Annotated in this window: 23 protein-coding genes and 1 pseudogene; 6 read left to right on the top strand and 18 right to left on the bottom strand. The window is 67.4% G+C overall.

What is annotated here, in order from left to right:
• Positions 1–41: 41 nt before the first annotated feature.
• Positions 42–437 (bottom strand): MmyB family transcriptional regulator, encoded by a 396-nt coding sequence (locus EDD27_RS32505; RefSeq protein WP_127935781.1) that lies wholly within the window; start codon positions 435–437, stop codon positions 42–44.
• A gap of 732 nt (positions 438–1,169) precedes the next feature.
• Between EDD27_RS32505 and EDD27_RS32500 the strand changes: the two genes are divergently transcribed.
• Positions 1,170–2,189 carry a WD40 repeat domain-containing protein gene (locus EDD27_RS32500; RefSeq protein ID WP_127935780.1) on the top strand — a complete coding sequence of 340 codons (1,020 nt, stop codon included), beginning with the start codon at positions 1,170–1,172 and terminating at the stop codon, positions 2,187–2,189.
• A gap of 899 nt (positions 2,190–3,088) precedes the next feature.
• Entirely contained in the window at positions 3,089–3,625 is a 537-nt protein-coding gene (locus tag EDD27_RS32495) for an SUKH-4 family immunity protein (RefSeq protein ID WP_127935779.1), read from the top strand.
• A gap of 202 nt (positions 3,626–3,827) precedes the next feature.
• Here the strand turns inward: EDD27_RS32495 and EDD27_RS54690 are convergent, their stop codons facing one another.
• From EDD27_RS54690 to EDD27_RS32445, 12 genes are all read right to left on the bottom strand, one after another.
• Positions 3,828–3,998 (bottom strand): hypothetical protein, encoded by a 171-nt coding sequence (locus tag EDD27_RS54690; RefSeq protein WP_164903882.1) that lies wholly within the window; start codon positions 3,996–3,998, stop codon positions 3,828–3,830.
• 414 nt (positions 3,999–4,412) lie between these two features.
• Positions 4,413–5,273 (bottom strand): SMP-30/gluconolactonase/LRE family protein, encoded by an 861-nt coding sequence (locus EDD27_RS32490; RefSeq protein ID WP_241564372.1) that lies wholly within the window; start codon positions 5,271–5,273, stop codon positions 4,413–4,415.
• 4 nt (positions 5,274–5,277) lie between these two features.
• Positions 5,278–6,510, bottom strand: a complete 1,233-nt coding sequence (locus tag EDD27_RS32485; RefSeq protein WP_127935777.1) for a (Fe-S)-binding protein — start codon at positions 6,508–6,510, stop codon at positions 5,278–5,280.
• 23 nt (positions 6,511–6,533) lie between these two features.
• Complete coding sequence (locus tag EDD27_RS32480) at positions 6,534–7,262, bottom strand: FAD-linked oxidase C-terminal domain-containing protein (RefSeq protein ID WP_206641763.1); 729 nt, start codon at positions 7,260–7,262, stop codon at positions 6,534–6,536.
• The gene (locus EDD27_RS55890) at positions 7,189–7,620 is read right to left on the bottom strand and encodes an FAD-binding oxidoreductase (protein ID WP_206641762.1); all 432 of its coding nucleotides are present in this window, start codon (positions 7,618–7,620) and stop codon (positions 7,189–7,191) included. The genes EDD27_RS32480 and EDD27_RS55890 overlap by 74 nt, the downstream gene beginning before the upstream one ends.
• The gene (locus EDD27_RS32475) at positions 7,617–8,693 is read right to left on the bottom strand and encodes an alcohol dehydrogenase catalytic domain-containing protein (RefSeq protein ID WP_164903881.1); all 1,077 of its coding nucleotides are present in this window, start codon (positions 8,691–8,693) and stop codon (positions 7,617–7,619) included. Before EDD27_RS32475 ends, EDD27_RS55890 begins: the two co-directional genes overlap by 4 nt.
• A 46-nt stretch (positions 8,694–8,739) precedes the next feature.
• Positions 8,740–9,903 (bottom strand): Gfo/Idh/MocA family protein, encoded by a 1,164-nt coding sequence (locus tag EDD27_RS32470; RefSeq protein WP_127935775.1) that lies wholly within the window; start codon positions 9,901–9,903, stop codon positions 8,740–8,742.
• Entirely contained in the window at positions 9,900–10,751 is an 852-nt protein-coding gene (locus tag EDD27_RS32465) for a class I fructose-bisphosphate aldolase (protein ID WP_127935774.1), read from the bottom strand. Before EDD27_RS32465 ends, EDD27_RS32470 begins: the two co-directional genes overlap by 4 nt.
• Positions 10,752–10,873: 122 nt before the next feature.
• A complete protein-coding gene (locus tag EDD27_RS32460) occupies positions 10,874–11,911 on the bottom strand; it encodes a carbohydrate kinase family protein (protein ID WP_164903880.1) in 1,038 nt (345 codons plus the stop codon).
• A 41-nt stretch (positions 11,912–11,952) separates the two neighbouring features.
• Positions 11,953–12,987, bottom strand: a complete 1,035-nt coding sequence (locus tag EDD27_RS32455) for a zinc-binding dehydrogenase (protein WP_127935772.1) — start codon at positions 12,985–12,987, stop codon at positions 11,953–11,955.
• Positions 12,984–13,943, bottom strand: a complete 960-nt coding sequence (locus EDD27_RS32450; RefSeq protein ID WP_127935771.1) for a sugar phosphate isomerase/epimerase family protein — start codon at positions 13,941–13,943, stop codon at positions 12,984–12,986. Before EDD27_RS32450 ends, EDD27_RS32455 begins: the two co-directional genes overlap by 4 nt.
• A gap of 21 nt (positions 13,944–13,964) precedes the next feature.
• Positions 13,965–14,648: an HAD family hydrolase gene (locus tag EDD27_RS32445; protein WP_127935770.1), complete on the bottom strand. Its 684-nt coding sequence runs from the start codon at positions 14,646–14,648 to the stop codon at positions 13,965–13,967.
• A 61-nt stretch (positions 14,649–14,709) separates the two neighbouring features.
• Between EDD27_RS32445 and EDD27_RS32440 the strand changes: the two genes are divergently transcribed.
• Positions 14,710–15,885 carry an ROK family transcriptional regulator gene (locus tag EDD27_RS32440; RefSeq protein WP_164903879.1) on the top strand — a complete coding sequence of 392 codons (1,176 nt, stop codon included), beginning with the start codon at positions 14,710–14,712 and terminating at the stop codon, positions 15,883–15,885.
• A 67-nt stretch (positions 15,886–15,952) separates the two neighbouring features.
• Here EDD27_RS32440 and EDD27_RS32435 read toward each other — a convergent pair whose 3' ends face one another.
• The 4 genes from EDD27_RS32435 to EDD27_RS32420 form a co-directional block, all read right to left on the bottom strand.
• Positions 15,953–17,209 (bottom strand): sugar ABC transporter permease, encoded by a 1,257-nt coding sequence (locus EDD27_RS32435; protein ID WP_127935768.1) that lies wholly within the window; start codon positions 17,207–17,209, stop codon positions 15,953–15,955.
• A gap of 6 nt (positions 17,210–17,215) precedes the next feature.
• Positions 17,216–17,971 carry an ATP-binding cassette domain-containing protein gene (locus EDD27_RS32430; RefSeq protein WP_241564868.1) on the bottom strand — a complete coding sequence of 252 codons (756 nt, stop codon included), beginning with the start codon at positions 17,969–17,971 and terminating at the stop codon, positions 17,216–17,218.
• Between the two features lie 131 nt (positions 17,972–18,102).
• Positions 18,103–19,170 (bottom strand): sugar ABC transporter substrate-binding protein, encoded by a 1,068-nt coding sequence (locus EDD27_RS32425; protein WP_206641761.1) that lies wholly within the window; start codon positions 19,168–19,170, stop codon positions 18,103–18,105.
• Positions 19,163–19,684 (bottom strand): hypothetical protein, encoded by a 522-nt coding sequence (locus EDD27_RS32420; RefSeq protein WP_127935766.1) that lies wholly within the window; start codon positions 19,682–19,684, stop codon positions 19,163–19,165. Before EDD27_RS32420 ends, EDD27_RS32425 begins: the two co-directional genes overlap by 8 nt.
• 672 nt (positions 19,685–20,356) lie before the next feature.
• On the opposite strand from EDD27_RS32420, the pseudogene EDD27_RS57060 reads away from it, so the two are divergent.
• A pseudogene (locus EDD27_RS57060) lies at positions 20,357–21,532 on the top strand (DNRLRE domain-containing protein); the annotation flags it as partial.
• A gap of 613 nt (positions 21,533–22,145) precedes the next feature.
• Here the strand turns inward: EDD27_RS57060 and EDD27_RS57055 are convergent.
• The gene (locus EDD27_RS57055) at positions 22,146–23,120 is read right to left on the bottom strand and encodes a GlxA family transcriptional regulator (RefSeq protein ID WP_127935764.1); all 975 of its coding nucleotides are present in this window, start codon (positions 23,118–23,120) and stop codon (positions 22,146–22,148) included.
• A 176-nt stretch (positions 23,121–23,296) separates the two neighbouring features.
• On the opposite strand from EDD27_RS57055, the gene EDD27_RS32405 reads away from it, so the two are divergent.
• Together EDD27_RS32405 and EDD27_RS32400 are read left to right on the top strand one after the other, a co-directional pair.
• Positions 23,297–24,250, top strand: a complete 954-nt coding sequence (locus EDD27_RS32405; protein ID WP_127935763.1) for a proline dehydrogenase family protein — start codon at positions 23,297–23,299, stop codon at positions 24,248–24,250.
• 62 nt (positions 24,251–24,312) lie between these two features.
• A complete protein-coding gene (locus EDD27_RS32400) occupies positions 24,313–25,179 on the top strand; it encodes an LLM class flavin-dependent oxidoreductase (protein ID WP_127935762.1) in 867 nt (288 codons plus the stop codon).
• Positions 25,180–25,188 lie beyond the last annotated feature (9 nt).

The raw sequence follows: 25,188 nt of genomic DNA, 5'->3' as shown, positions 1-25,188 counted from the left end.
GGCCGGGACCGCGACCACAAGGCGGATCGGCACCGCGGAGATCAGGCGTGGGTCAGGGGCTCGTCGAGTGGACCGGTGTCGTGCGCGCTGCCGGGATTCTGGTAAGCGGCGCGGAAGAACTGCTCGGCTGTGTCGTCTTGCGGGTAGATGAGCTCGATACGCAGATCGTCGAGGGTGATCTCGACCGCCGTGTCGAACCGGGCCGTGAACGTGACGGTGCGGATCACGCTGCCGCCCGCCCGGAACCAGGGGCAGACCACCAGGCTGTGTGCGTGCGTATCGGGCGGAGCAGGCAGGCCGCAGACAGCGTCCTCGGCGCGGTTGACCAGCGCGCGCAGCCGTTCATCCAGCGGCGCCTGACGCAGCTGACGCCGCAATCGGCTCAACGCGGCCCAGGCGACCTCCGGCCAATTGACGATGGCCTGCCGCAGGGGCACGCCACGCCCTAATGAGAGAGCTCGACGGCTCGACATCCGATCAGCAGTTCGTGGCCCCAGCCCGCCGCAGGTCCGCGTTCTGCGCAAGGGCTCGAGCGCCCGGGTAGATAGGAGCGGTCTCTCCTGCGGCTGGCTCACGCCACGATCCTGGCCAAAAAAGCGACTGACGGGTGGCGGCCGAGAGAGACCGAGATGCACGGCCTTAGCAGAGGACTCCAGGTCCAGTATCGACTCAGACATTCACTCGGTCCCCGTCGACCGCCACCCGCCAGACCCTCGCCCCATTCGCACAGCCTGCGGTCAGGAGTCAAGCTCCGATTCGAATCAAGGCATCTGAGGCCAGTGCCCGAGTCGGCGAAACTCGGGGTCGTACACAGTCATTAGGTATCGTCACCCGATACACGGGCAACCCCGGCCAGTCGCCGGGGTTTTTGTCCTGTCCGGGCGAACCTTGCCACGTCCGGACTTACCTTGCCACCGGCCGCGCAACGTTCGGATTAACCCTGCATCTCCCGGCTCCATCCATCGCTTACGGGCAGCCGTCGGCCGGAGCGAGCACACCGCCGGAAACCCACGCCGTCCAGGGAGGCCGAGGCAGGGTCTCCGCCGCGAAGAAGCGGCTGCTGATCGGCGCCGCGTGGGGGACTTCCACCACACGGAAGTCGAGTAGCATCCGCGCGTATGGCTTACCCTCGGCTGCGGCACTGGCTCTCTGGTCACACCCACCATGCGATGGACAAGCTCGCCGCCCTGGATATAGAGGGCGCTCCAGGTGTCCTCGGTGCCGACCGGGCCGGGACCGTCTGGACGTGGAACCTGGTCACCGGTGAACGGCGGAAATGCTGCCTCGATCTGGACGCCGCAGGGCCTGAGGAGCAGATTCCCGACCTCGACGGTGAGATCTGGGATGAGTATCACGACCTACAGGACCCCTTTGCGGACTTTGGTGCGGATCCGGGCTACACCGTCTCTCTCCTGGCAACAGGCCACGTGAACCACAAGCCAGTGGCGGTAACCGGCGGCGGTTTCCGCGACCTCACCGCGATCCTTGGACCTGAATACGGTGGCGGAGCTGTCAGGGTCTGGGATCTGGAGACGGGCCGGAAGATCGGAAAGACCCTGACCGGCCCTTCCACGGACATCTACTCCTTGGCGACAGTCCGGGCTGAAGGATGCCTGCTGGCCATCGCCCTGTATGAGGACGAACTGCTGGCCTGGAACCTCACTTCCGGTGAGCGAATGGCGCGTTTCGGGGTAATGGCCGGAAGGGCGACTGCCGCCACGTTGAGCGGGCGGCCGGTTGCCGTCACCGTGAACGGCGACGCGGGTCTCCAGCTTTGGGATCTGCTGTCCGGGCAGATGCGGTCGGCGATCCCGGCCGCCGCCGAACGCGGAGTCACTGCCATTGCGATCACCGAAGTGAACGACCGCGCGGTGGCCCTGACAGCCAGCCAGGCCGGCTGCCTTTCGGCGTGGGATCTCCTCACCGGCGAGCGGACTTGCCCGCCCATGTCCGGGCACGAGAATGCCGTCCGTGCTCTCGCGGCTGCGGGCGTGTTCGCGGTGACCGGTGCTCAGGACGGCACGGCCCGCGTGTGGGATCTGGCAAACGGAATCCAGGTGGGAGACGCCCTGACCGTCCACCGCGACGAGGTCTGGGCCGCGGCGATCGCGGAGATCGACGGCCGTCCGGTCGCCGTTACCGGTGGCCTTGAGGGCGCTGTCGGCATATGGGAGTTGCCGACCGTCTGAACAGAAGAGCTCCCGTTCGGCGACCCGGACCCCCATCCCGGCTCGGGTCGAGGACTGATTGTTCCGGTTGCTCGCCATCGTCAGCGAGTTCGACGAGGACGACGAATACACCCTGGGTCGTGAGCAGTACCTCACCTGGCTAGCCCAACACTTCGGGCTGACACCTCCTGACGACGAGGCCATCATCACCGGTCCCGCCATGGCCGAGTATGGTCGGCGGTTCGCCGACTGGCTGCTTCAGTTCGCACCCGACCATGCCGTCGAGAGCCTGCTGAAGCAGCTCGACACCGACTGTCCACTACCGGCTAGAAGTTGGAGAGATACGCCGCATCCAGCAACTCGGGCCGAGCACCACGTTCGCCCCAATCAAGATCCACCGAAATTGAAAAGAAAGTCTGAACAAGATCGGCTGTCGCGGTCCGGACCTACCTCAAAACCCGCTGCTCAGCGCGGCGGGCGCTTGCAGCTTTCACGCGGAACGGACAGCACTTTTGTCCGGTGCGCGCGAACCTTGCCACGTCCGGACTTACCTTGCCACCGGCCGTGCGACGTCCGGAGGAACCTTGTATCTGGAGGGATGAGGAGGGACATCATGGGACGAACCGTCATCTCGTCAAGAGGTGTGGCCGTCCTGTGCATGACCTCGCGACGTTCGGACCTATCTTGCGATCGATCATGCAACGTCCGGATCAGCCCTGCGACAGGAGAGGCCTGACAGGGAAGATGACAGCTATGACTCTCTTGTTGGCCATCGAGGAATTCGCGTTGGCGAGTGACTTCGAAGTGGCGTGTGCGGCGCGGGAGCTCGACTGGGGCTGGCCGATGTGTGGGCCACGATGACGTCCCTTCACACTGACAAGTCGATCATGAGTTTTTGGGCCACATGAAGGAGGGGCGCGATGATCAATCGTGAGGATTTGGAGCGGGCCTTCGGCGCGGACGGTGTCGTCACCATGAATTGGAATGAGGCGAAGGACGCGGGCCTGTCCGACGAGAACCTGTTCCTGCTGACCAGGCTCGGCCTCCCGCGAGATGCCGGGCCACTGTTCACGACGAACGTCGTAGGCTCACCGGAGCTCTTCACGGCCCAGCCGTACCAGTCCTCCGGGCAGGACTCCGTGGCCCTGTTCCTGGGCGGCCCACGCGACGAGAAAGGGATGCGCTATTTCCTCGACGTCCGCGACGGATACGTCGTCCTTCTCACTTTGAAAGACGACGGCGTCGCCAAGTCGGAAATCGTCAACAGCTCACTTGCCGACTTCCTTGAATTCATCTTCCACTTGGGCGTCTGGTCCACCGCACCCGCGCCATCCAACGTGCGCGGCCAGAAAATCGAGACGCAGGAGTTCGTGATGAGGCTGATGGAGCGAGACGACTTCGCTTTCCGGCGCCCCGACACCTGGTGGTCGATGGCGGTAGAGCAGCTTCGCCGCTGAGGCACCGCGCGCCGCGCCGTCCAGCCCTACACGGCACCTGGACGATACACACGGAGACGGGACGGCACCTGCCGGGCGCTTCAGGACCGATGTCGACGGCCTATCTCCACCGAAAGTGCAAGGTAGGTCTGAACAAGATCGACGATCGCTGTTCGGATCTACCTTGCAACCCGCGGCTCGGCGTGTTGGCCGCTGGCAGGATTCAGTCAGAACGGACATCGGCGAGGATCCGTACGGGGTCTTGCCGGGGAATCTTCGGGACGGTGAGTCTGGGGGCGATACGACGCTCGGCGGCCCAGCCGAGGAAGTAGCGGATGGTGTAGGTGCGGGTGTTCCCGGCTGCCAGCCACCGCTCCAGCTCAGGTTGGGTCAACGTCGCGAGCTCAAGGCCGTGCTCATCGAGCCAGGCCAGTAGTTCCAGGGCGACACGGACCCTGGTGCGCAGCGGAGTGGCGGAGTCGGCAGGGTGACGCCGATGGGCGGCGCGTCGGCGGGCGCGTTTGAGCAGGAACCAGTGGACGAACCTGGTGAATCCGCGGTCTCGGCGAAGGATGCCGGGCTTGCCTGGTGCTGGTGCGCGGCATGCAGCCCTTCGCGCACCTCGTGTGCGAGGTGGGGTGCGCGCTGGGTCGAGGGCAGGTGCGTGGATTCCATCGAGAAGCCCGCTTGGCCGTTGGCCGGCCGTATCGGCGGAGCGGCTGCCGCTTGTCGTCGATGACCTTCGGTCGGCGGAACGGCGGTGGACTCCGGATTGGCGCACCATCAGCTCGCAGCGGCTGATGGAAATTCATGGTGACCCACCATGCCTCATACCGAACGCCCGCACGGGCACGCCCGGCACGTCGACCGGAATCCGGAAAAGGGCTCCGGCCGAGGGCTCAGGTGCCGAAGCATTCTCCCGCGACGTCGTCACGTACAGCCAGTCGAGGCGCGGCCCTCCGAACGTGCACGCCGTTACGCGTGCGACCGGCAGCCTCACGTCACGATCCCACGTACCACCAGGGTGGTAGCGGCGCACGCATCCTCCACCGTAGAGCGCGACCCATACACCTCCCTTCGCGTCCACGGCCAGACCGTCGGGGACGCCATCCCGCACATGAACGTGCGCGAAGGGACGGCGCCCGCCGAACCGGCCCTCAATGGGGTCGAAATCGAGTATGTCGATGCGTTGTGTGGGGCTGTCCACATAGAAGGCGCGAAGCCCGTCTTCGGACCAGTCCAGCCCGTTCGAGACGTCTATCCCACGCAGCACCACGTGATGAGTGCCGTCGGGATCAAGGCGGTGGAGCACTCCCCTCCCCAGTCCGGTGGTGTCGTAGGAACCGGCGTAGAACCGGCCTTGCGGGTCGCAGGCGCCGTCGTTCATGCGGATGCTCGGGTCCGCCCAGAGCCGCGTCACCGATCGGGTCACGAATCTGCCGGCCCGTTCCTGGAAGACGGCGAAGCCACGGTCGACGGCCGCGACGATGCCTCCGTCGGGAGCGGGACGGATCGAGGTCAGGGTGTCAGTGAGGTGGTCACGGTGAACCGTGCCGGTATCGGGGTCGAGCGACAGGAGATCACCGGCGAACATGTCGACCCATTTGAGTCCTCCCCAGCTTTCGGCCCACACTGGCCCCTCACCGTGGTAGGCGAGCGGATCGGTCACGCGTTCAGCCTGCACCCGTACCTCCGCGCGGCTGTGCCTGCCTGCCGCGGGACCCGCGGCGGAGCAGCCGAAGGGGCCCCTTGCGGTGAGGCGCCCCGATGTCGCGGTTCTGCCGCGCGGCCAGGAGCAGCTCGGCCAGGTGCATGGCCGTGATGGGTGAACCGGCGCGGGCCAGGCCGGACCGCAATTGGCGCAGGCAGCCCGGGTTGAGCGCGACCACCACGTCGACGTTCGCCTCTTCGAGCGCCTCCAGCTTCGGCGCGAGCACTGCCCGGCTGTCGGCGGGGCGCAGCAACGAGTATGTGCCCGCTGCCCCGCAGCACGTAGCGGCCCCTGGCAGTTCCACGTAGTCGGCTACGGCGGCGATGAGGTCGCGTGGCTCCCGCCACACGCCCAAGCCGTTGCGCAGGTGACAGGAGTCCTGTAGCGCTACCCTCGCCCGGCGGCCTCCGAAGAGCAAGTGGCCCGTGGGCCGCCACGCCGTTGATAGGTACTGGGAGAGTTCGAGCACCCGCTCCTCGCCCAGGACGGAGGCGAGGTGAGCGGCACAACCGCCCGCTGTCGTGACGATGAGTCCCGGCAGCTCACTCCCGAGACGCTCGGCCATGGCCGAGCCACGCTCCGGATCGGCGTTGTGCGCGTGCAGGGCGCCGCAGCACCCCTGCGGCGCGGGCACTTCCAGTTCGGGGGCGAGAGCCTGCGCCGCATCGGAGACTGCCGGGAACAGGGCCCGCTCGAAGCAGCCGAGCATCAGCTGTGCTCCGGGCCGCGTGGCGTCGCGGGCCGGTGAGCGGTCAGCCGGTTCGCCCGCGGTGGCGACTTGCCGCCCGCCTCGAGAAGTCACCAGATGGCGCAGCAGGCGGGGCACACCAAGCAGGTGGACCAGTCGCCGGTGCGTCACGATCGCCGTCAGCAGTCGGACGAGGACGGGCTTGTGGTCTCCCTGCCAGACCTCGTGGCGCCACTGTTCGAGCAAGTGACCATACTGCACGCCGGCCGGGCAGACGGGTTCGCAGGCCCGGCATCCCATGCAGAAGGAGGACTCCTCGATCATGGTGGGGTCGTCCGCGGTGAGCGTTCCCTCCTGCAGCGCCCGCATGAGGTTGATACGCCCGCGCGGCGAGGACCTCTCATCGCCGGTGAGGTTGTACGTCGGGCACGCGGGCAGGCAAAAACCGCAGGAGACGCAGGTGGACAGGAGGTCGTCCGGCAACGGACCGTTCGAGGTTCGTCTCATGCCGGGGGGGTCCCCATGAACGGTCATGAGCCCAGCTTTCCGGGATTGAGGATGCCCGCGGGGTCGAAGGCCTTCTTGATCCGGGCCATGAGCATCAGCTGGTCCGAGCCGAGGTGGCGCTCCAGGTATGGCAGCTTTGCCGCGCCCACCCCGTGTTCGCCCGTGATGCTCCCGCCCAGTTCGAGTGCCGCGGTGAAGATGTGGTCGAAGGCTGCATGGCTGCGCGCGACCGCGGTGTCGTCGTTGGGGTCGATGACGCACGTCGGGTGCAGGTTGCCGTCCCCGGCATGGCCGAAGGTGCCGATGAGCACGCCGTGTCGGGCGGCCGTCCGCTCGATGCGGGACACCATCTCCGGAAGGTGCGGGCGGGGCACCGTCACGTCTTCCAGGATCAGCAGCGAGCCCAGCCGCGCCAGCGCGGGCAGTGAGCATCGGCGGGCGGCGAGGAGCGCTTCGGCCCGGGCCGCGTCGGTAGCGACCTCCGCGCGCCGGGCACCGGCGTGCCGGCACACGTCCCGCATGACGGCGAGGTGTTCGGCCACCACCTGTGGTGGTCCGTCGTCACCGAAAAGCAGCAGGGCTCCCGCATCCACGTCCAGGCCGAGGTCGGCGTAGGACTCGACGGCGCGGATACAGGTGCGGTCCAGGAACTCCAGCGTCGAGGGGACGATTCCCTGTTCAAGGATCGCCCCGACTGCGGCGGACGCCTCTGCGAGCGTTGGCGGTCGGCACGCCCGGCTGTACGCGGGCAAGCAACTCGGCCTTGCTGACCTCGAGGATGTCGGTCATCCGGGTCAGGGCGAGGACGATGCCGCCGCGCAGGGGGACGGTCCCGGCACACAGGTTGCTGCCGGCTCCGCGGGGCGTGACAGGGACCCGGTTGGCGGTCGCCGTCGCGAGGACGCGGGCCACCTGCTCCGCGGTTCTGGTGAAGACCACGATGTCCGGGGAGCCTTTGAACAGCGGTGTGGCGTCGCGGGCGTACGGGATGAGATCAGCGGGTGCCGTGCGCACGTGCTCGCTGCCGACGATCTCCCTCAGCGCGTCAACGAGCATGGGCGACACGACGTTCGCAGGTGCTCCGGCGTTGGGCGTGTTGGGCGTGGTCACGATGCCCCCGCCGTCTCCGGCGCGGCCGATGGCCCGTGTCCCGTGAAGTCGATGACCGTCTTGATGTCTTCCGGCTCCTTGTCGAAGGCAGCCATGGCGTGGCGGACCGGGAGGCGCCGGGTGATCATGCGATCCAGCCATTCCGGTGGTGCGTTCTGGAGGGCCCGAATCGCGAGGTCGTAGTGGGTCCGGCTGGCGCTGACGCTGCCGAAGAGCAGCTTGTTGCTGTGCACCAGGACGTTGTTCATCAGCCCCACGTCCCAGGATGCCTCAGCCGATGAGGCGCAGACGCCCAGGAGGCAGACGACGGCGTTGGGCGCCGCGGCGTGCACGACGGAACGCACGATGCTGCCGGACCCGGTGGCCTCGACGACGACGGCCGGGGAGATGTCGAGGTCGTCGACGCTCCCGACCACGAGGTGCGCGCCGACGGCCGCGGCGAGGTGCTGCCGGTGTTCCCCACCTGTGCGGTCGAGAAGGTAGGTCTCGTGGCCGCGCTGGGTGGACAACAGTGCCGCGAGGAGCCCGATCGGCCCTGCGCCGGTCACCAGCACGGCACCTGTCGCCGCGGGCACGCGCCGGGTCAGGTGGTCGATGTGCTGCCAGGCCTTCGCCACCACGCTGGCGGGCTCGACGAGCACGCCGCACATCCCCAGATCCGCTGGCACCGGGACGACCGCGTCGGGCTCGATGCGGAACTGGCGGCGCCCGAATCCGTGGCGGCCGAAGATGCCGTGCTCGGTGAAGTGACCGTCCATGCAGAGGTCCCAGTTCCCGGCCGCACAGTTACGGCACGGCGTGCCGACCGGTCTTCGTACGATCACGGTCACGAGCTGGCCCGCTGTCAGTTCGGAGCTTTCGGGAGCCTCCGCGATCCGGCCGACGACCTCGTGGCCGAGCACCAGGTCGTCCTCTCCGGTGGGGGGACGCCCCAGAGCGCCAGCCGCGATCTCCCGGTCCGTTCCGCAGATCCCTAGCCACAAGGTGTCGACCAGGACGGCCCCTTCGGCGGGGTCGGGGGCAGAGGTCGGTGTCAGGCGCAACGTCCCTGCCCGTCCCGGTCGGACGGACAAGGACGAGACCTCGTCACGCTCGCGCGGGTGAGGCCGGGAGAAATGGCTAGACATGAAGAGCAGGTGCCGTCGAGGGGGTGACCGCACGTTGTCCGCGGTGGCTCTCCAGTGCCGCGGCGAAGATGGCATGGCTGCTGACCGCTTCCTGCATGGTCACGCAGCCGAACCGGTCGCCGAGAGCACCGGCCCTCTCCGCGAGGTACACGGCCCACATCTGCAGAATCGCGTCGGAGAACCCGGTCTCGAAGATGCCTCCGGTCACCGTCGGCCAGACCGACTGACTGCCCATCTGCACCTCCTGCCATACCTGCTCGCCCCGGCGGGACTCCATGACGCGCAGTGTGCGGGGCTCTCGGGTGCTGAAGGAGACTCCGCCCTGCATGCCGGTGACGTGCAGGGACCAGGTATTCTTCTGGCCTGGGTCGATGCGCTTGGTTGTCAGGGTGAGCGGGAACCCGCCTGTTGCGTTCGGTCGCGGCGCCTGGCAGACGAGCGTGGCGTTCTCGAAGGTGTCACAGTCAACGAGCCGGCCGGAAGCGTCGTGGCGCCGTGGGACAAGGTCCTGCAGTATCGCGAACACGGAGGTCGGATGCCAGCCGAGGCGCAGAGGGACGTGCAGCACGTGCATGCCCAGGTCGTTCATCACGCCCGCCTCGCCGCAGTACTGCCGCTGGCGCTTCCAGTTGATCGGTTTGCTGAGGTCGAGGTCGCTGGAGTGGCTGAAGCCGCAGGATGCCTCGATCAGATCGCCAAGCGTGTCCGACCGGATGTGGTCGATCGCCGCCTGGGCACCGGGATAGAACGGCATCTCGCTGGAGCAGCGGACGAAGACGTCAGGAGCCTCGGCCGTCGCCGCAGCGATGGCGGATGCCGCGTCCAGGTCGATGCCGAAGGGCTTCTCGCCGAGCAGGTCCTTGCCTGCTCTGATGGCGTCGATGTACATCTGCTCGTGAAGGTCGTGCCGTACTGCGATGTAGACCACATCGATCTTGTCGTCCGCGAGCAGGTCACGGTAGTCGGCGACCTTGGTCGTGACGCTCTCGATCTGGTCGAACCACGCCAGTGCCGCCGGATTCGTATCGCAGACCGCGGTCAGCCGCGGACTGACCGGGTGGTCGACGAGGGCGTGCCAGCGCCCCAGTGCGGTGGCGATCTCGCGACCCATGAGGCCCCCGCCTATGATGCCGATGTTGACCCGCTGCCGGTTCATCGGCGTCCCTCCGCACTGGCGGCGAGTTGCTCTGCGGCCTGCTCCGCGCCCGTTCCCTCGTGAAGGACGGACATCAGGGCGCGGACGATCGCAGCGGGGTTCGCATGCTGGATGATGTTCCGGCCGTAGACGATGCCCCGTGCCCCTTGCCGCAGGACGGCCTCGGTTCGGTTGAGCAGTTCGCGGTCGTCCACCTTGCCACCCCCGCGGACGAGGACGGGCACGTCTCCGGCCGCCTGCACAACGCGGTGGTATTCGAGCACGTCGTCGGTAGGGTCCGCTTTGATCAGGTCGGCCCCAAGCTCGCGGGCCTGCCTCACCAGTGCCGTGATCTTGAGCACGTCGCCGTCGACCATGTAGCCGCCACCGATGCTGTTGTCGCGCATGACGAGCGGCTCGATCATCAGTGGCATTCCCGCGGCGGTGCAGTCCCGTCTGAGCGCCATGATGCTGCGGATGCAAGCTTCCCTCACCTCGGGGCGGCCGGGCAGGTGCAGCAGATTGGCGACCACGCAGGCGGCGTCCAGCCTCACCGCCTGCTCGACGGCGTCCGGGAAGTGCACGCTGAACAGGTACGGATCCAAGGGGTTGCCGTACACGTTCGCGATGTCGGTGCGCAGCACCAGCGCCGGCTTGTCGCGGCCGGGCCGCTCTTGCAACAGCGCTGCTTGCCCGGGTGTCAGCTGGATCGCGTCCGGTGCCGCGCCGACAAGGGCGTCGACGACGCCGGTCATGTCCTCGATCCCGGTGAGGAACGAGGGCTCCCCGAAGAAGCCGTGGTCGACGGCGACGTCGAGACAGCGCCCGGTCCGGGGATGGAGCAGACGGTTGAGACGGTGAAATGACATGACTTCTCGTTTCCTTGTGGGTGACTTCTCTGGACGAAGTCTCTGGATGGTGTCTCTCGGATGACGGCGGGGCGGTCAGCCACGTCTGGTGGCGCCCCGAGGTCACACGCCGCCCGCGCGGTTCAGTCAGGCATACGGAACGGTCCAGTCGCGGTGAGATAGGCCGTGCCATCCCCGTAAGGGGGCAACCTCTCGGCATCTCCGACGCGGTGCGCGGCCGCGGCGGCGGCGGTCATCAGGCTGCGCGCGGGACCCCGACCAGTGAGTAGTCCGTACAGTAGGCCGGCCGATGCCGCGTCTCCCGCTCCGGTGGTGCCGGTCGCGGACACCGGCGGTGCCGGCATCCACCATGTCTGGCCCGCCCACTCGGCCGCGTTGGCGAGCATGACGCGGCTCTTGGCCAACCGGTGCCGTTCGGCCACCGCCAGTGCCAGCCCGACAGTACCGCCGCTGACCATGGCAACGGCGACGCCCCTGTCCAGCAACGCCCGCGCGGCATCCACCAGCCCACGCTGGGACGCCGGTATCGCCCATCCGAGCGCGGAGATCAAGTCGTCCCGGCTCGGACTGATCACGTCGCACAACGGCAGGACGCGCGCCAGTACAGAGGGCCAGTCCACGGTCGCGGCCGCGGATCTCGAGTCCACCACGGCAAGATCGAGGGAGGTGGTCACGCCCGCCGCCCGTGCCTCACTGAACAAGTCCAGCCAGCCGACCGCACCATCGGCGGTCAACCCCGCAAGCAGCGGCGGGTATCCCAGATGCAGCAGGTCGGAGGCACGGGGGTTCACGTCGCTCACCGCGAAGGAGTTATTGGCGCCCGGGTGGTGCCAGAACGTGCGATCAGAGCCGGGCGACTGGACGACAATGGAGTACGACGTTCCGGCCTGATGCTCGGTAAGAAGGGTGTGGACAGCGCTGTCCCGTGCGGTGAGCAGCCGCGCCAGGATGTGTCCGGCCTCGTCCGAGCCGATGCGGCTCACTGTGGTGACGCGGGATCCGAGCGCGTGCAGGTCGCCGCCGGTGTTGGCGACGCAGCCGCCGGGGCGAGCCTGGAGCGGCCCCACGTCGTGCAGAGCGCCGGGCAACGTGGAAGGGGCTGACGACAGCGTGGGAATGAGGTCGAGGCAGACATGGCCGCAGACCTGGGCTGAGAACACGGAGGATCCTCTTGATCGACGAACGGACGGGCACGTCCTGCTCAGAATCCGCTGATGACCGATTTGACGTTGGTGCCGTTCTCCATCGCCTCGAACGCCTCGTTCCAGTCGGGAAGGTCGTACACGCCGCCGACGAGGGGAGCCATGCGAACGGCACCAGTGGACATGAGTCTCAGCACGCGTTCCCACGTTTCGTAGGTGTGGCTGAACGAGCCGGCCAGCGTCACCGCCTTGGCCACCAGGGGGTCGAGGCTGAAATCCAACGGCTGCGGCCCCCATCCGATCTTGGCGATGGTGCCGAGCGGGCGGACGAACTGCATGGACTGCAGCAGCGCGCGGCTGACACCGGTGCAGTCGACAACCAGGTCCGCGCCCCGCCCGTCTCCGAGATCGCGGACCACTTCGCCGGGGTCGCACGTTGTGATGTCCACGGCGTGGTCCGCGCCAACGGCCAGTGCGACGGGAAGCCGCTTCGCGTCGACGGCTGTCCCGAGCATCACGACCGTTCCGGCTCCGGCGAGCCGGGCGACCTGCGCCGCCATGATGCCGATGGCTCCGGCACCCTGGATGACAACGACATCGCCGGGAACGATCCGGGTCCGTTCGACGAGCGCGTTGTAGGCGACGCAGACCGGCTCGCTCAGCGCGGCGTGTTCGGTCGGCACGCCGTCCGGGACCACGTGGACGATGTCCGGACGGACGGAGAGCAGCCGAGTGAAGGCGCCGTCGGCCAGTGCTCCGTAACCGCGGCGCTCTGGGCACATGTTGTAGGCGCCTGTCCGGCAGTAGGTGCAGGAGCCGCACACCGACGCCGCCGTCTCGCAGGTGATCCGCTGGCCGGGGACGATCCCGCGTATTCCACCGGCGTCGACTACCCGCCCGGCCATCTCGTGGCCGAGGACGACGGGCTGGCTGACCGGCCAGCTGTGGGTGTTGCGCCACATGTGGAGGTCGCTGCCGCACACACCGACGGCTTCGACCTCGACCAGGATGCGGCCGGGAGTCGCTTCGGGCTCCGGCAGTTCGCGGATCTCGACGTCACCGTCCGCGGCCCCGTACTTCACCAGGGCCTTCATGACCGGTCCTCGCCGTCGGCGAGGGCCGTGGGCGCGGCGGCGGACACGAAGTCGGAGGCACCCTCCGGTGGCGCGGGGTACTGGGAGATCTTTGCTCGGAGGAACCGGACGCTTTCGGCCATCTCCTCCAGCCCGTTGAGGCCGTCTTCGATGCTGATCCACCCGTCATACCCGACCGCGCGCAGGATGCGGAAGATCTCGTCGTAGTCGTTGAGCCCCCGACCGACGACTCCGTGCTTGAGGTGAGGGGAGTATCCCAGGGTGCCGTCGGCTTCACGCATCTCCGCAAGCGAGTGACCCTCCTCCAGGTATCGGTCGGATGCCTGCATGCTGACGATCCGGTCGGCCACGGTGCGAAGGAAGTCCACAGGGTCGGCCCCTGCGACGATGGCGTTCGAGGGATCGAACTGGACACCGAAATGGTCGCGGTCCTGCACCGCGTCCACGATGTGGCGAAAGATCTCGGGACGCTGCGCGAACTCTGGATAACGCCAGTTGCCGTCCTTGTAGTGGTTCTCCATCGCCAGGACGACGTCGTGCTGCCGAGCCACGGGCAGCAGCCGGTCGAGCGCCTCAAGGACCCAGGCGATCCCTTGCTCGTCGGTGACGCCGGGGTGCCGCTGGCCGGACAGCACCCGGCAGGTCACGCCCGGCCCGCCCAGGTGACGCGCAACGGCGATCATTTCCATCTCGCGGTCCACGGCGCGCTGACGCTCACCCGCATCGGGATGGGTGAAGTCGGGTGAACAACACAGCATGGGCATTTCGAAACCGTGCCTCTGCAATGCGTCACCGACCTGGTCGAGGAAGGTCACGTCCGTCGACGGCAGGAATCGCTCGTAAAGCTCCAGCCCGTCGACGTCAAGGGTCTGTGCCTGCTCGATCCATTCGAACAGCGACATCTGCCCATGGGAGATCTCGTCGATGTAGCACTTCGGGAACGCGGCGACGCGCATGTTTCTCCTCGGCTTCGTTGATCAGCGTGGGGATACGGCGCCCGCGCCCGGGGCGGGGGGCACCAGGTGGCCGCGGCCGGTGAGGGGTCGCACGTCGACGACACTGACGCCGGCGCGCAGCGCCGCTTCAACGCCTTCGTCACTGTCCTCGTACACCAGAGCGCGGGCGACCGGCACCTTGAGCCGATGGAGTGCCTCGAGGAAGAGATCGGGTGCGGGCTTGCCTCGCTGGGCGTCCTCACGGGTCACGATCGTGTCGAACAGAAGCCGGAGGCCGAGGGCGTCGATCGTCGGATGCAGGGTGTGGGCGCCACTGCCTGACGCGACGGCCGTCCGCCGCCGGCCGTGTTCCCGGCGAGCCAAGGCGGCCAGCGGCCGCACGGCACGCACCTCCGAGAGAAGGCCCAGATAGGCGCGGTCGCGCAGGGCGACGACGGAGTCGGTATCCAGGTCGAGACGCTGCTCGGCGGCGATGATGGACACCATCTCCCGGGTGGACAGGCCGGTGCGCCGGTCGAACCAGTCACGGGTGAGCGCCGCACCGGTCCCCGTCAGGGCTCGGTGGAGGCTCGCGTAGTTGGCCGACGTGCTGTCCGCGAGCGTCCCGTCCCAGTCGAACAGGAGCGCCTCGCACGTCTTCGGTGGCGTGAGGTCGCCCTCGCGGTGCGCGAGCAGGCGGTCTGGTGACACACGGACACGGGTCATGTTCTGCTTTCTGATACTCGTCAAGTTTATGTCCTCGACAAGGACATACTACAATGGTGCCGTGAACAACACAACCGCCTCCCTCCGGCAGAGCAATCTGTCGCGCGCCCTCCTCCTGCTCCACGAGCGGGCGGAGGTGACCAGAGCCGAACTGACCTCCGCGCTGGCCGTCTCCCGCAACACGACCGCGCAGGTCGTCGGCGACCTCGTGGCCTACGGCCTGGTGGAGGAACTCGACGCACCCCGCACCGGGCGCCGCGGGCGCCCCACGACCACGCTGCGGCCGGGGCCAGTCAGCCCTGTCACGGTCGCCTGCGAAGTGGCTCCGCACCAGGTGCGCATCGGCGTGGTGAGGATCGGACGCCGCCTGACAGACCTCCAGGTCCACAGGCTGCCAGACGACAGCCCGCAGAGCGTGATCAAGCTGCTTCGTGACCTGCTTCCCGCCGTTGTAGCGCGCTTCGCGAACCGCTGCGTCGGCGTCTCCGTGGCGATCTACGGTCTGGTCGACCCGTCTGGAAGGGTCGACATCGCGGCCAACCTCGGCTGGAACGGAGTGCCCCTGCAGGAGGAACTCTCAGCCACCGGGTCCCTTGGCGTGCCCGTCGTCGTCGGCAACGACGCATCACTGGCGGCACTGTACGAGGCCCGGCACGGGGCAGGCCGGCACGCGGGGACGTGCCTGTACCTCTACGGCGCGACGGGAGTCGGTGGCGGCCTGACCGTCGACGGCCGGCTGATGTCAGGGCGCCACGGCTACACCGGCGAGGTGGGACACATGTTGATCAACCCGCAGGGCCGCACGTGCCGCTGCGGCCGCGTCGGCTGCTGGGAGACCGAAGTCGACTGGTGGGCTTTGCGTCGCCGCTGGAAGCCCATCGAAGACCGTGGCGCCGACGATGAAGCGGCGGCCAGAGAGGTCTACGAGGCAGCCGAAAGGGGCGACGAACGGGCGATCCAGTCCGTCCGCGACACGGCAGCCTGGCTGGGCGAGGGGCTGGGCAGCCTGCTGAACGTCATAGATCCCGATGTCATCGTGCTGGCCGGAGGGCTGTCGTCCCTCTACTCCGCGGATCCCGCCACTGTGCTGAGCCATGCTCTGGCCCGCCGCATCGGGCGGCCCGTCGACCTCCGCGAGATCCTCGTCGTCTCATCCGACCAACGGGACGCCGCCCTGCTGGGGGCCGCTGAGCGCCTGCTGCAGCCCGTCCTGGAACAACCGCCTCTGCCGGAGTAGCAGCACGGCCGCGTCCTCGTGGCGCCTCTCCCAAGCGGGCGGAGGTGCAGGGGCGGAGCCGAGCGGTTCAGCCCTGTCCGTGCGCGGTACGGGAGCGCCGAGAGAGGGAGTCCACGATGACGGCGAGCAGCAGGACCGCGCCGGTAATCATGAACCGCACAGAGGAGTCGAAGTTCAGCAGCGTGAGCCCGCTCGAGATCGACTGGATCACCACGATGCCCAGCAGTGCCGAGTACGCGCTTCCCCGACCGCCGAACAGGCTCGTGCCACCGATGACCGCGGCTGCGATCGCGTTGAGGTTGATGTCACCGGCGCCACTGCCCTGGTTGGCCGCGGCGAGCCGTCCGGCCACCATCAGGCCACCGAGGACGGCGTAGGTCGAACAGAGCGTGAAGACAGTGATGTAGATCCGGCGGACGGGCAGACCGGCTCGCCTTGCAGCCTCGACGTTGCCGCCCACGGCGAAGACCGAGCGCCCCCATCGCGTACGGCGGAGCAAGAAGTCCATGACAACCACGATCGCCACGAAGAGCACGAACATGGAGCCCACGCCGCGACTCGTGTTGAGATACCACACCGGAACGGCCAGCACGGCCGTGAGCAGGACCGCCTTGACCACGATGCCGTTCACCGGAGCCGCCGACAGGCCGGCGGAGGCGCGGCGCCGCCTCCGCGCGAAGGACGAGGCGGCATAGAGCCCAACCGTGAGGGCCACCGCGATGTAAGACGTCGTGGGTGAAAGGAACTGCCGCTGGGAGAACTGGACGATCCAGGAGTCGAAAGGCAGGTTGATGGACCCCTGGTCACCCAGGATCCACAATTGCAGGCCCAGGAAGCCCAGCAGCCCGGCGAGCGTGATGACGAAGCTGGGCACGCCGAAGCGGGTGTAGAGCAGACCGTAGGCGCAGCCGATCAGCGTACCCGCCGCCAGGGCCGCCAGGATGGCCACCAGCAGTGGCCATCCGTTGCCTACGAACCCGGCCGCGAGGATCGCCGCCGACAGACCGCTCACCGATCCCACGGACAGGTCGATCTCGCCGAGCAGGAGCACGAGAACGATGCCGACAGAGATCGTCCCAATGGCCGCGCAGTCCAGCAGGAGGTTGGAAAGGTTGCGGCTGGACAGGAAATGGTCGTTGAGTGAGCCGAACGCGATCCAGATGATGACCAGCCCGATGACCACGGGTATCGCACCCAGATCACCGTTGCTCGCCCGCATCCTGAAGGCGTCGAGGCGGCCGCGCAGCCCCTGTTCGTGGATGAGCCGCTCGTCGAGGAGGTCTGCGGGAACAGCGGACTCCGGAGTCGAGACATCGACCTTCATGACTTCTCAGCTTTCTTGGTTATGCCGCGCACGGGGCGCCGGCGCCTCGGCGGTGGCACCGATGATCGCTGCGATGATGTCCTCGTGGCTCACGTCGCGGATCCGGAAGGTCCCGTTGTTCCGACCGAGGCGCAGGACGGCCACCCGGTCCGCCACAGCCTTGACATCCGCCATGTTGTGGCTGATGAGCACGATCCCGAGCCCGGACTCGCGCAGCCGTCCGATGAGGTTGAGCACCTCAGCGGTCTGCGCCACGCCCAACGCCGCGGTCGGCTCGTCCAGCATGACGACCTTGGGGTCGCCGAGCAGGGAGCGGGCGATCGCGACGGTCTGACGCTGCCCACCCGACAGCGAGACGACGGGGATGCGAACGGACGGGATCTTGGCCGAGAGCTGTCGCAGCAGCTCCCACGACCGCCGCTCCATGCCGACTTCGTCGAGCGTACGGCCACGCAGCAGTTCCTTGCCCAGGAAGAGGTTGGCCACGACGTCGAGGTTGTCGCTCAGGGCAAGGTCCTGAAACACGGTCGCGATCCCCAGCTCGCGCGCAGCGGTCGGGCTGGAGATAGCGACCTTCCGGCCCCCGAACAGGACGTGGCCCTCGTCGGGGGAGTGGACCCCCGCTATCACCTTGACCAGGGTCGACTTGCCGGCGCCGTTGTCCCCCACCAGCGCGACCACCTCGCCCGGGTGAACGTCGAAGTCGACGTCCTGCAGCGCCTGAACGGCCCCGAATCTCTTGGTGATTCCGCGCAGCGACAGAACCGGCTCGCGACCCGCTTCGCGGGGGGCAGCTTCGGGGGCCCTTGAGGGCGCGTGCGTCTCTTCGGCGGCCTTCAGCCGAGCCCGCTCGGCAAGGTATCTGGGCTCCTTCACCACCATCACCCGCCGGCTCAGGAAAGACCGGCGGCCGTGCACGCCTTGGCATACTCGGCGGTGCAGATGTCGGAGACCTTGTGGAAACCGTCCTTGATCACGGTGTCCGCCACGTTGTCCTTCGTCACGACGAGGGGCTCCAGGAGCGTGGCGGCCACACCGTCGACTTTGGTCGCCCCCTGAGGTTTGTCGCCCTTGATCAGCGCGACGGCCACCTGGGCCGCCAACTCGGCCTCGGGTCTGATCGCTTTGTACACGGTGATGAACTGTTCGCCTGTGATGACCCGCTGGATGGCCGCCAGCTCGGCGTCCTGCCCAGTGACCGGTAGGAGGGGATCGACACCCTCGGCTTTCATGGCAGCGATGGCGCCACCTCCCGTGCCGTCGTTCGCTGCGTATATCCCGGCGAGCCTGCCAGTGTGCTGTGTCAACTGGCCTGCCACCCATTGCCGTGCCTTGTCGGGGTTCCAGTCGGGCGTGTCGTACTCTGCAAGGACCTTGACTCCGCTGGAGTCGATGACGCTGTGAGCTCCCTTCTTGAACAGGGTCGCGTTGTTGTCGGTCGGCGAGCCGTTGACCATGAGGATGCCGCCCGTTGCCCCGCCTGACTTGAGCTTGTCGACGAGCGCCTGTCCCTGGATCCGGCCGACCTTCTCGTTGTCGAAGGAGATGTAGTAGTCGATCGGGGCGTTCTTGATGAACCGGTCGTACGCCACGACCGGCACCTTCTCCTGCTTGGCCGAGTCGACAACGCTCGCCGCCGCAGCGGAGTCCACGGGATCAAGTACGAGCGCCTTCACCCCTTGCGTCAGCGCCGATTCCGCCTGTTGCTGCTGCTTGGCGGCATCGTTGTCAGCGTTGGCGTAGACGACCTCACAGCCTGCACACAGCGACTTGACCTTTGCCTCGAAGTAGGGCCGGTCGAATGACTCGTACCGTGTCGTGTTCGCGTCGGGAAGGAGAAGGGCGATCTTGCCAGACATCGCTGCGGATCCCCCGGCGCCGACGGCGTCCGGTGATGCGCATGCACTCGCGAGCAAGGCAACCGCTGCCCCAATCCCGGCCAAGACCGATCGGTTACACACGATGATCACTCCTTGCCTTCCGTAGTATTTTGTTAACGTCGAGGACGAAATCACAGTATGTCTGAGTATGCTCTGGCGTCAAGTGCCTGTTTCTTGGTTGTTTCCGTACGGTCACCACGCGACCTGCGAGGGGGTCTTGCCGGGGAATCTTCGGGACGGTGAGTCTGGGGGCGATACGACGCTCGGCGGCCCAGCCGAGGAAGTAGCGGATGGTGTAGGTGCGGGTGTTCCCGGCTGCCAGCCACCGCTTCAGCTCAGGTTGGGTCAACGTCGCGAGCTCAAGGCCGTGCTCATCGAGCCAGGCCAGTAGTTCCAGGGCGACACGGACCCTGGTGCGCAGCGGAGTGGCGGAGTCGGCAGGGTGACGCCGATGGGCGGCGCGTCGGCGGGCGCGTTTGAGCAGGAACCAGTGGACGAACGGGCGGATGAGGCGGACGTGGCCGGCGCGCTTGTCGGCTAGGAGGTGGTCGAGCCAGACGGGGATGCGGTCGAGCTCCTCGTTGCGTTCGGGCAACACTCCGGTGTGCACGAGGGCTTGGCGGACATAGTGCTCGTAGCGGCTGGGCGGCAGCTCGTCGAGTAGGTCGTGGCTGAGCGGCCGCCCGTCGGCGGCCAGATGGGCCAGCAGAGCGGCGTTGGGGCTGCGCTTGAGCCATACCAGAACACTGCGGGCGTCCTCGGCCGCGGACAGGGACTCGGCGAGGGGTCGGAGCTGCGTCGAGACCTGCCCGTCGGGCCCGGCGAGGTGGTCTTCGAGGCGGACCGCTAGCGATCTTTGGTCGCGGGTTTCTGTAGGTTTGTGTCAAGTTTCACGACACCCGGGGAAGTCGAGCTTGGGCGGCGTAGTCGTCGACGTGCCGGGTGATGGTCTTGAGCGCTGCCCGGAGCTCGGGCGGCGCCGCACCGAGGATCTCTCCGTGCTTCACGTTCAAATTGAGGCTGCGAACGCCCACACTTGTGGTCTTACGGTGGAAGAGACTGCGATGGCACCCAAAAGTCCCCGCGGCTGCTGGTAGAAATCGACATCCGGCCAGCGCCCCTGCTGGACGCGGTCGCCACGGACCTCAGCGGCGACCTGGAGGCCGCCAAGGTCGGCAGAGCTGCCGTCACCCTGGACGGCTCGGACCTGGTCTACAGCCCGGACCCGGCGTTCCTCGCCGATCCGGCGACGACGTACCCGGTGACCATGGCCGCCGTCGATGACGACTGGTACGAGTGCGAGATCGACACGCCGTCCAGCACGTACTGCCCCGACGGGGTGAGCGCGCCGTACGACGGCGAGCCGATGGACACCTTCGTCAACAACGCGGACTACCCCGACAGCTGGTCCAACTTCAACCTCGACCGGATCCTGGTCGGCAAGTCCAACAGCGGCAGCGTGCGCTGGCGCAGCTACATCCAGTTCCCGCTGCCCGCGAAGAGCGACCCGTTCTGGGGCTCGACGATCCAGAACGCGGACCTGACGCTGTGGAACCACCTGTCCAGCGACTGCGGGCTCTATGTCGGGTCGGGCATCACCGCCCGGCGCGTCACCTCCGACTGGGACGAGCTGGAACTCACATGGTCCAACCAGCCGTCGGTCACCAGCGTGGGCGCGAACACCGAGTACGGCGCTTACAACAGCGCCAACTGCACCGGGTCGTTCAACTACGAGTGGGATCTCATCCATTCGGTCAACGGAATCGTGCAGGCGTGGGCGGACGGCGAGCCGAACTACGGCATCCAGTTTACGGCGGGTAGCGAGTCCGACATCACGAACTGGCGGCGCTACCGCACCAGGGAAAGCACCTACCCTTACCCCGCTCACGCCCCCAGGCTCAGCGTTGACTTCGAGCCCCCGGTTGTCACGCGCACCATGCTCCACTGGGCCGAGAGCGGGCCCGCGCGGACGGTCGAGCCTACTCCGGATGAAGCTCTTGCGCTGGCGCAGCAGACCGACCCGGCTGTCGTAAACTTTCCGGAGCTGACCGACGCTGAGGTTGACGAGCTGTCGGCCTCACGCGGTCAACCGGATGTGATCAGTTCTGACAGCCTGCAGCCATTCGATGGCGAGGACTGGAGCGGAGTCGATCCGCTCAACGACACGATAGATCCGGCGATTAGCTCGGTCAGTCCTGCCGATGGTGCCACCGACGTAGAAGCCTCAACAGAGGTGAAGGCTACCTTCAGCGAACCCGTCGTGGGGGCGGTGATCTCCCTCAAGGATGCTACGGGCGCAGTCGTCGAAGGCACGGCGCAGATGGACGAAGCGGGGACCACGGTGACGTTCACGCCGAGCAAGCCGCTGTCGTCGGGTGTCACCTATTCGGCAGACGTACGAGGAGGGCGCGACACCTCGGGCAACAGTATGGATTCCTATCCCTGGACCTTCACGGTTGCCGGTACGGCGGGACACTGGAATTTCGATGAAGGCCAAGGCAACACTGCTGCTGACTCTTCAGGCAAGGGCCATACCGCAACCCTGTATGACACTGCTGACTGGGTGAGTGGCAAGAACGGCAATGCCGTCTCCAATGCCTCCGGGGAAGCGGCACGCCGTGCTGCATCCGCTCTCGCGCTCCGCCAGGGCAAGCGAGTAGAGGTTGCCGGCGAGACGACCGCGACCAGCATCACCTACGCCCAGCCCGATGGGAAGACGTTCACGACCGAGGTCATGGCGGGTCCGGTGCGGACTAGGCAGGGCAGCGGATGGGGGCCGATCGACACCACCCTGGCAGAGCAGGGCGGCAAGCTGCGGCCCAAGGCCCTCGCAGAGGGCGCGGCCGTGGAGCTCTCCGCCGGCGGCACGGATCCGTTCGTAGGAGCCCACGAGCGTGGTCAAGTTGGCGCGCAGATCGGCTTCAGACGTGGTGAACCCGTCCTCCTGGTAGAAGTCCACAGCGAGGGAGAGAAGCGACGGCACATCATCTGGGATGGCGGTTCTGATCGACATGCGAGACATGATGGCCGAGAGCCGCCACCACCCGCGCCTGCCGTCATGGAAACGCGTTGTCCCGGCCCGCGCGCCGGCCCCGGAAGGTACGCCGATAGGTGTGGGGAGTGGTGCCGAGACGCTGGGCGAAATGGTGGCGCAGCGTGGCGGCCGAGCCGAATCCGGCCCGCTCGGCGATCGTGGTGATGGACTCGTCGGTGTTCTCAAGATGCTGCTGAGCGAGCACGATGCGCTGGTTGGTGAGCCACTGGAGCGGTGTGATTCCCATTTCCTGCTGGAAGCGCCGGGCGAAGGTGCGTGGCGACATGTGCACCTGGCGTGCCATGCTCTCGACGGTCAGTTCCTCGTGAAGGTTGGCCTGCAACCAGGCCTGCAGGGACGCGAAGGGTCCGGCGCCGAGGTCGACATTCGGGCGTTTGATGTACTGGGCCTGATTTCCGTCCCGGTGCGGAGGCGCCACCATGCGCCGGGCGATGTCGTTGGCGACGGTACTGCCCTGTTCCTTGCGTACCAGGTGCAGGCAGGTGTCGATGCCGGCGGCGGTCCCGGCGCCGGTGATGACCGGGTCCTCGTCGACGAAGAGCACGTCCACCTCTACCCGGGTCTTCGGGTAGCGGCGGGCGAGTTCCTCGCCGTAACGCCAGTGGGTGGTGCAACGGCGGCCGTCCAGCAGGCCGGCCTCGCCGAGCAGGAAGGCGCCGGAGCAGATGCTCAGCACGCGCGCGCCGCGTGCTACCGCGGCCCGAAGCGCCTCGTACAGGTCCTCCGAGTGCCGCACGTTCGGATCCGAAGCCGGAATGCCGATGAGATCCGCTGACTCCAGCCGTTCCAGCCCATGGGGGGTCTCGACGCGGAATCCGTGCCTCGTCCGCACGCTCGTTCCCGTGGGCGAGACGACCGCGAAGTCGTAGACGGGCAGGCCGTCGTCACCGCGGTCGATTCCGAAGATCTCACAGAACACTCCGAGTTCGAAGGCGTGGCCGCCGTCGAGGGCGAGCACCGCGACGTCGCGCAGCATCCGGGTTCTCCTTGAGCGGTGCGGGAGCGCACAGGGGTGGCAGGAATTTCAGCTTATTCGGCATTCCTGCCACTCTCGCACCAGAGCGGCATCTGGAAGGTTGATAGTGCAGGGCCGTAGGTCCAGGAGGACCGGGCGGCTGCATTCCTTACTTCACCTTCACAGGCAGGCGCACAATGACGAACAAGTCCACCCCCGGTATCGAGGAGAGATCCGACAAGGCTGCCCAAGTCCTGCGCAGGCTCGCGCTGGACGAGGATCTCAAATGGCGGGTGCCCGCAGACCCGGTGCTCGGCGAGATCGCCCGCAGGGTGGCGCGGCGCTATGTGGCCGGCGAGAGCCTCACGGAGTCGCTGGACCGCATCAAGGAGATCCTCGCGACTGGACACCGTGCGAGTGCCGAGTACATGGGGGAGAGCTGCCGAGACCCGAAGCGCGCCGCGACGGAGACCGACGTGTTCGTCGAGGCCGCCCGCCTGCTCCCGCCGAGCTGCATGATCTCTCTCGACCTGTCCCACATCGGCCTGGCGATCGACGAAGATCTCGCCTTGGAAAACGCCACGCGCATCGCACGCGCCACCGCGGATACCGGGCGAGAGATGATGATCTCGGCGGAGGGCTCGGACCGTACGGACGCGGTCTTGTCGGTGTACCGCAAGCTGGCCGAACACTTCGACAACGTCGGGATCACCGTCCAGGCGCGGCTGCACCGCACGGCCGATGACCTGCCGGCTCTGCTCCACTTGCCGGGACGGATCCGCCTGGTCAAGGGTGCCTTCCTGGAGCCGGAGAGCGTCGCTTACGCGCGCGGCGACCAGGCCCTGCCCGTGGCGTATCTGCGTTACGCCAAGCTGCTGGCCGCGTCGGGACATCTGTGCTCGTTCGCCACCCACGACTGGGACCTGATCAACGAGATCGACCAGTTCCTTGGCGCGACTGGTCCCGATGCGCCCTGGGAGTTCGAGACCCTGCTCGGCCTCGGGCCCGACCAGCTTGCCGCGATGGCCGAACGAGGGCACCCCACTCGCGAGTACACCGTCTTCGGCACCGAATGGTGGCTGTATGTGTGCAACCGGCTCGCCGAGGACCCCCAGCGTCTGCTGCAGGCCCTCATCGACGCCGCCGCCTGAGGCGAGGCCAGGATGAAACAGTCCCGCGTGACCCTCGACCATTCGCATGAGAAACAGTGACCATGGTGAACCTTGATGTGATCATGTGGCCCGACTCGCCGTGGCGGGAGATGCGGCAGGAGTGGCGCAGAGCTGAGGAGCTCGGCCTTGGCCGGGGCTGGCTCTACGACCACTTGAATCTGTACGGCCGGCCGGTATGGCACGAGGCCTACACCACGCTCGCAGCCGTCGCGGAGGCCACCTCAAGCATCGGCGTGGGGACCATGGTGACCGCGCCGAACTTCCGCCATCCCGTCACCTCGGCCAAGGCCGCGCTGAGCCTCGACGCCCTCTCCGAAGGCCGTTTCGTGATGGGCCTCGGCGCTGGAGGGCCCGGCGGAGACTCCGACGCGTTCGGCGGCGGCCCGCTCAGCCGCGCCGAGCGCACGGCACGGTTCACCGAATGGGTCGAGCTCACCGATCTGCTGCTGACCCAGGCCGACACCGACTACACCGGTCGCTATTTCGCCGCCCATCAGGTCGCCGTCGGCGGTGGACAGCCGCGCAGGCCGCCGCTTGCGGTCGCCGCCACCGCCCGGCGCGGCATGGAGCTGGCTGTGCGCTTTGCCGACCTGTGGATCACTCAGGACGTCGGCCAGAATCCGGCCACCTACGCCGGCACCCCCCATGCCGAGGTACGGCGGCAGATCGCCCTCCTGGACGAGATCTGCGCCGAACAGGGGCGCTACCCCGACACGCTGCCCCGCCTGGCGGTGTTGGGGTACGGTGGCGAGCGCCCGCTGGCCTCGATCGAGGCGTTCCGCGACTGCCTGGGCCGATACGAGGAGCTCGGCATCACGACGCTGGCGGTCCTGTGGCCCCGCGGCGATCAGGCCTCCGCTCAACTCGCGGTGCTGGAACAGGCCGCCGCCGAATGCACGCGGTCCTGATCAGGTACC

The sequence above is a fragment of the Nonomuraea polychroma genome (genome assembly GCF_004011505.1).
Classification (GTDB): Bacteria; Actinomycetota; Actinomycetes; order Streptosporangiales; family Streptosporangiaceae; genus Nonomuraea; species Nonomuraea polychroma.
Note: the sequence above shows the minus strand (reverse complement) of the source record. Positions and strands in the feature narration are given on the sequence as shown.